Source organism: Lamprobacter sp., from assembly GCF_034860625.1.
In the GTDB taxonomy this organism is placed as follows: domain Bacteria; phylum Pseudomonadota; class Gammaproteobacteria; order Chromatiales; family Chromatiaceae; genus Lamprobacter.
The window spans coordinates 1-11,602 of sequence record NZ_JAYESN010000120.1 but is presented as its reverse complement, the minus strand read 5'-3'; the positions used below and the strand labels follow the sequence as shown (position 1 = coordinate 11,602).

Here is an 11,602-nt window from a genome sequence, read left to right as displayed (position 1 = left end):
TGCGCGTAATCTGATTCAGGCCGACTGGCGGCGTATCCACTGAAGGTCGTTCATGGCGTAGGCGGGCTGTGATGCTGTCCAAGTCATGTTTGATCCTTTCATAAAATGAAAGTATCGTGCATGAATGGAGACACTGACCAAAACCATCCTGAGCGCCGGCTTGCAACAGCGAACATTGACCGAGGCACAGCTCGCGCGCCTGCTCGGGGGCAGTGCGCAACGTCGCTACAATCTGGTTAATCGTGCTTTGCACCGGGGTGAATTGCTGCGCCTGCGGCGTGGCCGCTATCGTCTCGCGAGTCGGGTTGCTAGCGGCGGCTCGTATCCTGGCGGCGGCGCTCATCCCGGTAGCGGCGTGCATCCGTTTGTGTTGGTGCAAGGCTTGGTGCCTGGTGCCTATGTCTCTTTCGAGTCGGCGCTGGCCTTTCATGGCTGGATTCCGGAGGCGGTGACGCTGATACTGGCGGTCACTCCGGATCGGCGCAGCCGTCAGTACCAGATCGATGAAGCCGGCCTGTTCCAATTTGCCCCACTGCCGTTGATCAAGGGATTCATGCTGGAGGCTGTGGACCGCGTCGTGCTTCAAGGGCAAGCCGCACTGGTTGCTCAACCGCTGCGGGCGCTGCTTGATCTCTTCTGTCTGCATCGCTGGGACTGGAGCAGCGCGCGCGCATGGCTCGGCGGGGCGCGGATCGATCTGGAGCCATTGGGCTCATTAGAGGTCGAGCGGCTGCAAGCACTGCGCTGCGTCTATCGGCATCGGCGGATGCAGCAGGTCATCGATGGTCTCAGCAGCTGTCTACTGTCAGGGGAAGCAGGTGATGGACGGGTGCTCAGCCAGGGTGGTTGTCGGTGATCGACCTGCTGCGTGAGCGCTTGCAGTCCTATGCCGCCACGGATGCGCAGCGCGAGCAGCAGGCGTTGCGGGAGATCCTGCAGGAGGTTGCGCTCTACGGACTCTGGCGGGCGGGCTTCTTCGAGCAGGCGGCCTTTCAGGGAGGCACGGCCTTGCGCATCCTGCACGGTCTCAGGCGCTTTTCGGAGGATCTGGATTTCATCTCGCGAACGCCAGCCCCTGACTTTCGCTGGGAGCCCTATCTCGCCACCATGGCCGATGTGCTGGCCGATTTCGGCATCCGCTGTGAGCTGCGCGACCGTAGCGCGATGACTCGAGCCGTAAGGGAGGCCATGATCAAGGACGATTCCCTCGGCCGCCAACTGGATCTCTCTTTTTACCGGGGAGGCTCCGGCAAGAAGCTGCGCGTGAAGTTGGAGATGGATACCCGACCGCCGGCAGGATCTGGCTTCGACTTTCAGTACCTGGATTTCCCGCTGGACTTCGAGGTCTGCGCTCAGGATTTACCGAGCAACTTCGCGCTCAAGCTGCACGCATTGCTGTGCCAGCCTCATGTAAAGGGCAGGGATTGGTTTGATTTTGCCTGGTATGTCGCGGGCCGAGTTGCCCCGAATCTGCCGCATCTGGAGGCGGCCTTGGCCCAAGGCGGCCCCTGGGTGCAGCAGCCTCCGCGCGTTGATCCGCAATGGCTGAAAGCGGCCTTGATGGCGCGCATTGCTGAGATCGACTGGCCACAAGCGGCGCGTGATGTGGCTCCTTTTGTCAGCGTGCCGGATCAGGCTAGCCTGGGGCTCTGGAGCGAGCGGTTCTTTGCCAGCAAAGTCAGCAAGCTTTTTCCCGAGGCGCCATGAGCCATGAGCCATGAGCCATGAGCCATGAGCCATGAGCCATGAGCCATGAGCCGTGAGCCTCGCGCATCGAGCGCCAGAGTGAGGCGAGTCTGGTAGTCTCTCACTCAACTGATTCAAATCGGGTGCTGTTTGCCTGCACCCGCGCGTACAACGGGTTTTTCAAGCAGTGACCGACTACAAACATACCCTTAATCTGCCGAAGACCGGCTTCCCGATGAAGGCCAACCTGGCCCAGCGCGAGCCGGAGATGCTCAAGCATTGGCAGGCGATCGACGTCTATGCGCTGGTGCGCGCGGCGCGGGCCGAGGCGCGTGCGCGCGGCGAGACCTTCATCCTGCACGATGGTCCGCCCTACGCGAATGGCGAGATCCATATCGGCCATGCGGTCAATAAGGTGTTGAAGGACATCATCGTCAAGTCGCGCACCCTTGATGGCCTGGACGCGCCCTATGTGCCGGGCTGGGACTGCCACGGTCTGCCGATCGAGTTGCAGGTGGAGCGCAAGAAGGGCAAGCCGGGGCAGAAGATCAGCGCCACCCAGTTCCGTCATGCCTGCCGTGACTATGCCGGCAAGCAGGTCGATGGGCAGCGCGCGGATTTCCAGCGCCTGGGGGTGCTCGGCGACTGGGCGCATCCCTATCTGACCATGGCGCCGCGCTTCGAGGCCGACATCGTCCGCGCGCTCGGGCGCATCATCGCCAAGGGGCACCTGCAGAAGGGCTCCAAGCCGGTGCATTGGTGCATTGACTGCGGCTCGGCACTGGCCGAGGCCGAGGTCGAATATGCCGATAAGGACTCGACCGCGATCGATGTGCGCTTTGCGGTGGTTGATCCCGAGGCGCTGCTGGCGCGTTGCCATCGGGTTCCCGAAGGCGCTAGCCATTCCAACGCGGGCGCTACTCAGGATGTTGCTGGTGATTCCATTGCGAGCGCTGCTGATGCCGTCGCCGATCTTGCTCGTGGAGCGCGGACGGGGGGTGCAATCGGAGCGGTCACCGGGAATGGCACCGGCCCGATGTCGGTCGTGATCTGGACCACCACGCCCTGGACCCTGCCGGCCAATCAGGCCGTGGCGCTGAACCCCGAACTTGAGTACGCGCTGGTGCAGGTGGCCGAGGACGGGCCGAACGGCGCCGAGCGGCTGCTGGTCGCCGAGGGGCTGCTCAAGGACACCATGCTGCGCTGGGACATCGAGCATTATCGGGTCATCGCCTATGGTCGTGGCGATGCCTTCGAGGGTCTGATGCTCGCGCACCCGTTCTACGAGCGCCAAGTGCCGATCATCCTCGGCGAGCATGTCACGCTTGAGGCCGGCACCGGTGCCGTGCACACCGCGCCCGGTCATGGCCTGGAGGACTACATCGTCGGTCGCCGCTACGATCTGCCGGTCGATAATCCGGTCGGCGGCAACGGACGCTTCCTCGACGGCACGCCGCTGTTCGCCGGCGAGAACGTCTTCGACGCCAATGAGCAGGTGGTCGAGACCTTAAAGGACAATCAGGCGCTGGTGCGCGAGCAGCGCTTCAGTCACAGCTATCCGCATTGCTGGCGGCACAAGACGCCGATCATCTTCCGCGCCACCCCGCAGTGGTTCATCAGCATGGAGCAGGCCGGTCTGCGCGAGGCGGCGCTGCGCGAGATCGGCCAGGTGCGCTGGATGCCAGACTGGGGCCAGTCGCGCATCGACGGCATGGTGCGTAACCGCCCGGATTGGTGCATCTCGCGCCAGCGCACCTGGGGCGTGCCGATCACGTTGTTGGTCGATAAGGAGAGCGGCGAGCTGCATCCGCGCACGTCCGAGCTGATCGAGCAGGTGGCCCAACGCATCGAGGTCAAGGGCATCGACGCCTGGTTCGAACTCAGGCCCGAAGAACTCTTGGGCGATGCCGAGGGCGGGCGCTATGAAAAGGTCCAGGACACACTCGATGTCTGGTTCGACTCTGGCGTCACGCACGCCTGCGTGCTCGATCGCGGCGCGGCTGAAACCGGGAGCGAGCCAGCCGTCGAATGGGCCGGTCTGCGCCGCCCGGCTGACCTCTACCTCGAAGGCTCCGATCAACACCGCGGCTGGTTCCAATCCTCGCTGCTGACCTCGGTGGCGATGCACGACCAGGCGCCCTATCGCGCGGTGCTCACCCACGGCTTCACGGTGGATGAGAAGGGCGAGAAGATGTCCAAATCGAAGGGCAACGTGGTGCGCCCGCAGGAGGTGATGAAGACCCTGGGCGCGGACATCATCCGGCTCTGGGTCGCCGCCGCTGACTATCGCGGCGAGATGCGCGTCTCCGATGAGATCCTCAAGCGCACCGCCGATGCCTATCGGCGCATCCGCAACACCGCGCGCTTCCTGCTCTCGAACCTCAATGGCTTCGACCCGGCCAGGGATCTGGTCCCAGCCGCCGAGATGATCGAGCTCGATCGCTGGGCGGTGGATCGGGCGCTGCAGTTGCAGCAGGAGTTCACTCAAGCCTATCAGGACTATCAGTTCCATCTGATCTACCACCGCTTGCACAACTTCTGCGTGGTCGACATGGGCGGGTTCTACCTGGATGTGATCAAGGACCGCCAGTACACCACCGGCGCCAACAGCCTGCCGCGGCGCTCCTGCCAGAGCGCGATGTACCACATCGTCGAGGCCATGAGCCGCTGGCTGGCGCCGATCTTGAGTTTCACCGCCGAGGAGATCTGGCGTCATCTGCCCGGCGAGCGCGACGAGACCATCTTCACCGCGACCTGGTACCAAGGGCTATTTGCGCTCGACGCTGCTGATCCCTTTGATCGCGCCTTCTGGAGCCAGGTGCTGGCGGTGCGCACCGCCATCGGTCGCCAGCTCGAGGCGGCGCGCACCCAAGGCCAGATCCGCGCCGCGCTCGATGCTGAGATCGATCTCTACTGCTCAGCGGAGTTGCAAGCGCTGCTCAGCCGCCTCGGCGACGAGCTGCGCTTCGTGCTCATCACCTCCGATGCCCTGGTGCATGCATTGGGCGAGCGGCCCGAGGACGCGATCGACACCGACGTCGAGGGGCTGGCGGTGCGCATCCGTGCCAGTGACCATCCGAAATGCGTGCGCTGCTGGCATCACCGCGCCGACGTCAGCACGCACGCCGCTCATCCCGAACTCTGCGGTCGTTGCGTGGAGAATATCGACGGCGATGGGGAGGTGCGGCGCTTTGCATAAACAGCAGCTCAAGAACCGAATCACGAATCATCCAGCGCAATGCGGCGCCAGAAGATCGACCCGATTTGCCCATGAAAGTCTCAGAGGTTTTGTCCAGACTCAAGGCTGAGGGCTGGTATCTCGCGACCACGAGAGGCAGCCATCGCCAGTTCAAGCATCCGTCGAAACCTGGCCGGGTCACGGTTTCCGGTAAACCGAGCGACGAGTTAGCGGCCGGAACTCAGAACAGCGTCTTCAAGCAAGCAGGTTGGAAATAGCTATGCGGTATGCCATCGTGATTGAGAAAGCCAAGGGTAATTTTTCGGCCTATGTTCCTGACTTGCCGGGCTGTATCGCCACCGGAGAGAGCGTCCCCGAGGTCGAAAGCCGCATCCGCGAAGCGATCTTGTTGCATATTGAGGGATTGCGCGAAGATGGATTGACAGTCCCATCGCCACAGAGCCAAGTCGACTATATCGACATTGCCGCCTGAGCCTTTATCACCCAAGGCAAACGGCGCATGATTTGGCAAATCAGCAGACGCTAAAAAATCCACGCGCGAATGCGCTTTCAGGTGACCCAGTGTCGTTGATCCTGGTCGTTGATACGGGTCGCCGCATGATCCGGCGGGAAAAGAACAACAATGACAGAACGCACGGCACCGGCTGATTTGATCTTCGTGCTCGAGGCCGACGGCACCATCGTCGACTTCTATCAGGCCGAGACCGGTGAGCTGTTCGTGCCACCAGAGGTTTTTCTGGGCAAGACACCGCAATCGGTGCTGCCGGCGGAGATCGGTTCAGCCTTTGCCGACGCCCTCCGCCGCGCGCAGCAAGGAGAGCGCTGGATCGCGTTTCAGTACCAGCTGCCGATGCCCTCGGGGCCGCGTCTTTTCGAGGCCCGCTTTGGCGCATTGGCCGCTTCCGGGCGCCATGTGGTGGCGGTGCGTGATATCACCCAGCAGGCTGCGGCGGAACAGCGCCTGCGTGAGCGCGAGTCGCTGCTGGAAACCATGTTCGGGCAGACCACCGATGCCATCGTGCTGGCGGAGCCGGAGACCGGGCGCATCCTCGAATTCAACGATGCCGCTTGCCATGGATTGGGCTACAGCCGCGCCGAGTTTACCGGGTTTGCGGTGCGCGATTTCGAGGCCGATCATGATCCCGCCACTATCGCCGACAATATCCGCGCCATCCTCGCCGGTGAGATCCTTGGTTTCGAGACGCGGATGCGGCACAAGGATGGGTCGCTCAAGGCCGTCAACCTGACCTTCCGCTTGGTCGAGCACAACGGTCGTCAGCTGATCTCGGGCGTCTGGCAGGACATCACCGAGCGCAAGCGCCGGGAGCGCGAGCTGGACGAATACCGCTTGCATCTCGAGGAGTTGGTCGCCTCGCGCACCATGGATCTGGAGGCCGCCAAGACCGCCGCCGAGAGTGCCAACCGCGCCAAGTCGGCGTTCCTCTCCAACATGAGCCATGAGATCCGCACGCCGATGAACGCGATCATCGGCTATGCCCATCTGATGCGCCGTGATCCGCTCACCCCACGGCAGTCGCAGCAGCTCGAGAAGCTCTCGGCCTCGGCACAGCATCTGTTGCATATCATCAACGATGTGCTGGATCTGTCGAAGATCGAGGCCGATAAGATCCAGCTCCAGGAGGACGACTTCGAGCCGGCGCGGATCATCGATCACGTTTGCGCCCTGGTGACGCCGACCTTGATCAACAAAGGCCTGGGGCTGCGCATCGATCTTGATCATCTGCCGTTGCGGGTGCGCGGCGACAGTACCCGGTTTGGGCAGATCATGCTGAATCTGCTCAGCAATGCGGCCAAGTTCACCGAGGAGGGCGAGGTCTCGATTCAAGGCTTCCTGCTCGCTGGGGATCAGCTTCCGGCGCGCACCCGGCCAACGGCGGAGACCTCGCCAACGTCAGAAACCACGTCAACCGCCGTGACTCTGCCAATCTCGGATGCCACTTCAACCGCAGAGACTCTGCCAATCTCGGAAGCCACGTCAACCGAAGAGACCCTGCCAATAGCGGACGCCGCGTCAACCGCAGAGACCTTGCCAATCGCGGACGCCGCGCCGATCGCAGAGAACGCGTTGCGGCTCGGCTTCGAGGTCTGTGACACCGGCATTGGCATGACCGAGGAACAGCGCGCGCGGTTGTTCCAGGCCTTTGAGCAGGCCGATGCCAGTACCACGCGACGCTATGGCGGCACCGGTCTGGGGCTGGCGATCAGCAAGCGACTCTGCGAGCTGATGGGCGGACGTATCCGGGTGCGCAGCGAGCCTGGTCAGGGCAGTTGTTTTACCGTCGAGATCCCGTTTCGACCTGCAGCCTCCATGGAGCCCGTCGGGTCTCTGTTGGAGCGCCTGCGTGAGCGTCGCATGCTGGTGATCGATGATGACCCCGCGCATCGCGAGATCTTGCTGCAGATGCTGGAGTCGTTCCAGGTGCGGGCGGAGGCGGTGGCGAGTGGCGCGCTCGGGCTGAGTGCGGCGCTGAAGGCGGACCGGCTGGGGCAGCCGTTTGATCTCGTCCTGGTCGACTGGCGCATGCCGGAGATGGATGGCATTGACACCGCGCATAGCCTGCAGGCGCTGCCCCTGCGGCAGGCGCCGGTGTGCATCCTGGTCACCGCCTTTGGTGATGAACTGCCGGCGGATCGAGCCGCCACCGCCGGGATCACCCAGGTGTTAGCGAAGCCGGTCACCGCCTCCAAGCTCTGCGACACCTTGCAGTCGGCGCTGCAGGCTCGGGCTCAGGCTAAAGCCCAAGCCCAAGCCCAAGGCCAAGGCCAAGCGACTGCAAAGGAGCAGCCGGATAGGATGGCGCTGCGGGATACCATGGCGCCGTTGGATGCGCCGCCCACATCCGGCGCCGAATCCATCGTTGGTTCCTTCAGCCGCCACATCCTGGTGGTCGAGGATCATGCGATCAACCAAGAGGTCACGCGCGAGCTGATCGAGGCGCTCGGGCATCGCGTCAGCATCGCCGCGGATGGCGCCGAGGCGATTGCCCAGGTGCGCGAACAGACGTTTGATCTGATCCTGATGGACATTCAGATGCCGGTGATGGATGGTTTAACGGCGACGCGGGAGATTCGTCGCCTGCCCGGGTGTCAGCAGGTGCCGATCGTGGCGATGACGGCGAATGTGTTCGAGGCGGATCGGCAGCGCGCACTGGAGGTCGGCATGAATGCCCACATCGGCAAACCGATCGAGCCCGATGTGCTGGCCGCGACCCTGCAGCAGTGGTTGCCCCAAGGCCACTCGGCTGCGCCGCTAGACGCCTCGCCCAGTGCCTCGCCTGACACCTCGTCAACTGTGCGGCCAAATGAGCGGCCAAGTAGGTGGTCAAGATCATGGCCAAGTGCGGCCCGGCAACCGCTGGCGGTGAATGATACCTCTGCCGGCGCCGTGGCACGGATGCTGGCCGAGGTGCCGGGCCTCAATGTCGAGCATGGACTGCGCCGGCTGCGCGGCGATCGTCGCCACTACAGCCGGCTGTTGCATCGCTTCGTCGATGATCACGGGCAGGATGCGGAGCGCTTGAGTCAGTACTTGCAGACGCGAGATTGGGAGGCTATCGCCCCCTTCGCGCATGCGCTGAAGGGGGTTGCCGCCACCTTGGCGGCCGACCGGATTCGTTACCATGCGGCCGATATCGAGCAGGCCGCGCGCATGGGGCTCAACCCGGAGCGCTTGCGGGCGCCGATCGAGCAACTGGGGTTGGCGCTGCAGTCCTTTTGCGCCGCTGTCCGGCGACTGCCCCTGGATCGATCTCCTGAGCAGGGGTCTTGCGGGGTCGACGCGGGGGCTGTTGCCGACGACCAACAGCAACAGCTCGCTGATCAGCTCGAACGGCTCGAGTGTCTGCTATCGAATGACGACACCGAATCCAATCGTCTATTTGAGGACGCGAGGCCCCTGCTGAATGCGGCCTTCGGTGAACGGCTGCATCGGTTGGAGCGGCACATCGGCGACTTCGATTACGAACCGGCATTGATGCTGCTGCGCGAGCTGCGTGCCAAGCAGCGGGCAGACCGAGTCGACCAAGCCGATCGAACCGATGTTGACCCACCTGCAAAGGATGATGCGAATGGGATCTGAAATTGCTCATGCACGACTGATGAGTCGCTGCAATCTTACAGCGTGCGGCGGGCGCTGACGTCATGCGCTGAGCGTCCCCTGGATCTAGTGGCACGCTATGGTGGCGAGGAATTCGTCGCCCTGCTGCCGGAAACCGATCGCAACGGCGCCCGCCATCTGGCCGAGCGGATGCGGGCGGGCGTGGAAGCATTATCCATCCCTCATGTAGGCTCCAGCATTGCCGAGGTGGTGACCCTGAGTCTCGGCGTGGCGACTCACAAGGATGGCGATGCCAAGGCTGATCTGAGCCAATTACTGGCCTGTGCCGATCAAGCCCTATACCGTGCCAAGCATCAAGGGCGCAACCGGGTGGAGCAGGAAGCGATGCAGAGGGTGGGCGGCGACTGATCATGGTCCGCGTTCGACAATGCGTCCGCGAACTGTCCGCGCTTCACAATCGCGCGCGGATGTCTCATACCGCATCTGACCAAGCAACGAGGAGTTGATGATGGAAGCCATCCGCCGGCAAACGATCGATGACCTGATGCAAGCCTGGGCAGAGGACGAGCGCCTCGAACTGATCGATGGCGAGATCGTTCAGCGCCCGATGGCGCGGTTCGAGCATGGCTTGGCTCAGTCTGGCCTCATTGAGGAAATCGCACCGCTCAAGCGGCAGTCCGGTCCTCGCGGCTGGTGGATCGTCCCCGAGGTCAGCGTGCGCTACAACGAGCATCAATGTCCCAGTCATGATCTCGCCGGGTGGCGACGCGATCGTCTTCCATCGCGCCCGAGCGGCGTGATGACCTTAGCACCGGACTGGGTCTGCGAGATCCTCTCGCCCGGCCATGAGGGAAAAGACCTGGTTCACCATCTGTTGCTGCTGCAGCGCGTCGCGGTCCCGTACTACTGGATCATCTCGCCCGAGGATCGCTCGCTGATCGCCTATGCACTCGACGATGGGCGCTATAGGGTCATCTTTTCCGCGCAGTATGCCGAGGGCGACAGGCCAGAGCGTGTCCGCATCCCGCCTTTCGAAGCTGGCGAGATCGATCTCGGCGCGATCTTCGGCGACACGGAGCCCGATGACTGAAAGCGACCCTGATCGGCGGGGTCGAAGGGGGTCATTATTGGCGACGCGCGAAGATCGGTCGGCGGTTCCGCCTGTTCTTTCGCTACGATTCCGGAGCCAAGATCATTGTGTTTGCCTGGGTCAATGATGCGCGGACGTTGCGGGCAACAGGGAGCAAGTCAGATCCCTACACCCTATTCGAGAAGATGCTCGAACGCGGGAACCCGCCTGATGACTGGGATAGCCTGGTTGCCGCGAGCCAGTCGGATTGGTCGTCATCAGGAGGGTCAGGTCCGGTCTAGGTGGTGCTCGAATTCATCGCCCAGGACTGAGCGGCCAAGCCTCCTCATAAGGTCAGGCTTGGTCTAGATGGCGCTCGAATTCATCGAGGGCCTTGAGTGCCGTCTCGAAGTCGTAAACATCCGCGGCCTTGGCGAGCGGCTTGAAGGCACCGGCAAGTTGTGTCGCCGCGAGTTGCTCTTGCAACCCTGAGATCACCTCGAGGGCGCGGATATCGTCGCTCTCCAAAAGCCCTCGTAGCCGGTTGAGTGGCGCTTTGATGGCGGAGCGATCGATGGCGACGGCGGTCGGCGTGGTCGGTTTCGCCACAGCCACAGCCACAGCCACAGCCGCAGCCGCAGCCGCAGCCGCAGCCGCTGTCGTTGTCGTGGCTGCGCTGGCTGTTGCTGATGCTGATGCCGATCGTTGCGCGGGTGCCGATGAACTGGCAGCAGGCGAAGTCGGTGCAGGCGCCTCAAAGCGAGCAGAGGCGGAAGAGCCAGCAGCGGCGCCGGAGTCGGAAGAGCCAACAGAGCCAACAGAGCCAACAGAGCCAACAGAGCCAACAGAGCCAACAGAGCCAACAGAGTCAGCAGAGTCAGCAGAGTCAGCAGAGTCAGCAGAGTCAGCAGAGTCAGCAGAAGCGGCAGAGCCATCAGCCGTCTCAAACGCCGGCAGTCCAGCGATCACCGGCTCCAGTACCGCTAGCGTTTGCTCGAGCATGGTCTGAATCGTCTCCGCATCCTGCCCAGTGGCGCAGGCCTGTTCGAGCGCAGCGGCCGCCTCCCGCACGCCCTCGGCACCGATGTTTGCCGCTACGCCCTTAAGCGTATGCGCGCAGCGGGTCGCCGCCTCGGCGTCTTCTGCCCGTGCCGCGAGCGCGGCGGTGAAGTCGTCGGCAAAGTTGGCCTCGCTGTCGCGGAAGCGCCGTAGCAAGCGGCGATACAGCGTCTGATTGTGCTGGGCGATCGCTAGCCCGGCGGCAGTGTCGATGCCCGGTAGCGATGAAGAAGGAGTGAGTTGAGAGGAGTGAGGAGTGAGTGGGGAAGGGTCAGGAGTGAGTGGAGAGGAGTGAGGAGTGAGTGGGGAGGGGGCAGGGGTGAGTTGAGAGGAGTGAGGAGTGAGTGAGGACGGGGCGCCTTGTGCTCCAGCTGTTACCTGTCTCTTGCTGCGCTCTTCTACTCTTTCCTCACTTCTAATCACTCTCTCCTTCTCCTTTCCCTCACTTCTAGTCACTCTCTCCTCGACCTTGATCCAACGCGCCATGGTGGTGAGCAGCTCGCGCACCTTG

The 11,602-nt window shown here is 63.1% G+C and carries 9 protein-coding genes and 1 pseudogene; 9 read left to right on the top strand and 1 reads right to left on the bottom strand.

Annotation, left to right across the window (positions count from 1 at the left end):
• Window positions 1–124: 124 nt before the first annotated feature.
• The 9 genes and pseudogenes from VBE63_RS20640 to VBE63_RS20600 form a co-directional block, all read left to right on the top strand.
• A complete protein-coding gene (locus tag VBE63_RS20640; RefSeq protein WP_323684903.1) occupies window positions 125–856 on the top strand; it encodes a hypothetical protein in 732 nt (243 codons plus the stop codon).
• Window positions 853–1,707, top strand: a complete 855-nt coding sequence (locus VBE63_RS20635; RefSeq protein ID WP_323684905.1) for a nucleotidyl transferase AbiEii/AbiGii toxin family protein — start codon at window positions 853–855, stop codon at window positions 1,705–1,707. Before VBE63_RS20640 ends, VBE63_RS20635 begins: the two co-directional genes overlap by 4 nt.
• Before the next feature lie 166 nt (window positions 1,708–1,873).
• On the top strand, window positions 1,874–4,885 hold the full coding sequence (ileS, locus tag VBE63_RS20630) for an isoleucine--tRNA ligase (protein WP_323684902.1): 3,012 nt from the start codon (window positions 1,874–1,876) through the stop codon (window positions 4,883–4,885).
• The gene (locus tag VBE63_RS20625) at window positions 4,768–5,142 is read left to right on the top strand and encodes a type II toxin-antitoxin system HicA family toxin (protein ID WP_323684901.1); all 375 of its coding nucleotides are present in this window, start codon (window positions 4,768–4,770) and stop codon (window positions 5,140–5,142) included. The genes ileS and VBE63_RS20625 overlap by 118 nt, the downstream gene beginning before the upstream one ends.
• Before the next feature lie 2 nt (window positions 5,143–5,144).
• Window positions 5,145–5,357, top strand: a complete 213-nt coding sequence (locus VBE63_RS20620; RefSeq protein ID WP_323684900.1) for a type II toxin-antitoxin system HicB family antitoxin — start codon at window positions 5,145–5,147, stop codon at window positions 5,355–5,357.
• Between the two features lie 150 nt (window positions 5,358–5,507).
• Entirely contained in the window at window positions 5,508–8,984 is a 3,477-nt protein-coding gene (locus tag VBE63_RS20615) for a response regulator (protein ID WP_323684899.1), read from the top strand.
• Window positions 8,985–9,011: 27 nt separating this feature from the next.
• Window positions 9,012–9,371, top strand: a complete 360-nt coding sequence (locus tag VBE63_RS20610) for a diguanylate cyclase domain-containing protein (RefSeq protein ID WP_323684904.1) — start codon at window positions 9,012–9,014, stop codon at window positions 9,369–9,371.
• A 97-nt stretch (window positions 9,372–9,468) separates the two neighbouring features.
• Window positions 9,469–10,053 carry a Uma2 family endonuclease gene (locus VBE63_RS20605; protein WP_323684898.1) on the top strand — a complete coding sequence of 195 codons (585 nt, stop codon included), beginning with the start codon at window positions 9,469–9,471 and terminating at the stop codon, window positions 10,051–10,053.
• 35 nt (window positions 10,054–10,088) lie between these two features.
• Window positions 10,089–10,334, top strand: a pseudogene (locus VBE63_RS20600) (type II toxin-antitoxin system YhaV family toxin); the annotation flags it as partial.
• Between the two features lie 52 nt (window positions 10,335–10,386).
• Here VBE63_RS20600 and VBE63_RS20595 read toward each other — a convergent pair.
• The gene (locus VBE63_RS20595; RefSeq protein WP_323684897.1) at window positions 10,387–11,247 is read right to left on the bottom strand and encodes an Hpt domain-containing protein; all 861 of its coding nucleotides are present in this window, start codon (window positions 11,245–11,247) and stop codon (window positions 10,387–10,389) included.
• Between the last annotated feature and the right edge of the window lie 355 nt (window positions 11,248–11,602).

Excerpts from the sequence above, each read along its gene's own strand:
- VBE63_RS20625 (WP_323684901.1), top strand. The coding sequence starts at position 4,768 with ATGCGTGCGCTGCTGGCATCACCGCGCCGACGTCAGCACGCACGCCGC.
- VBE63_RS20615 (WP_323684899.1), top strand. The coding sequence starts at position 5,508 with ATGACAGAACGCACGGCACCGGCTGATTTGATCTTCGTGCTCGAGGCC.
- VBE63_RS20640 (WP_323684903.1), top strand. The coding sequence starts at position 125 with ATGGAGACACTGACCAAAACCATCCTGAGCGCCGGCTTGCAACAGCGA.
- VBE63_RS20620 (WP_323684900.1), top strand. The coding sequence starts at position 5,145 with ATGCGGTATGCCATCGTGATTGAGAAAGCCAAGGGTAATTTTTCGGCC.
- VBE63_RS20605 (WP_323684898.1), top strand. The coding sequence starts at position 9,469 with ATGATGGAAGCCATCCGCCGGCAAACGATCGATGACCTGATGCAAGCC.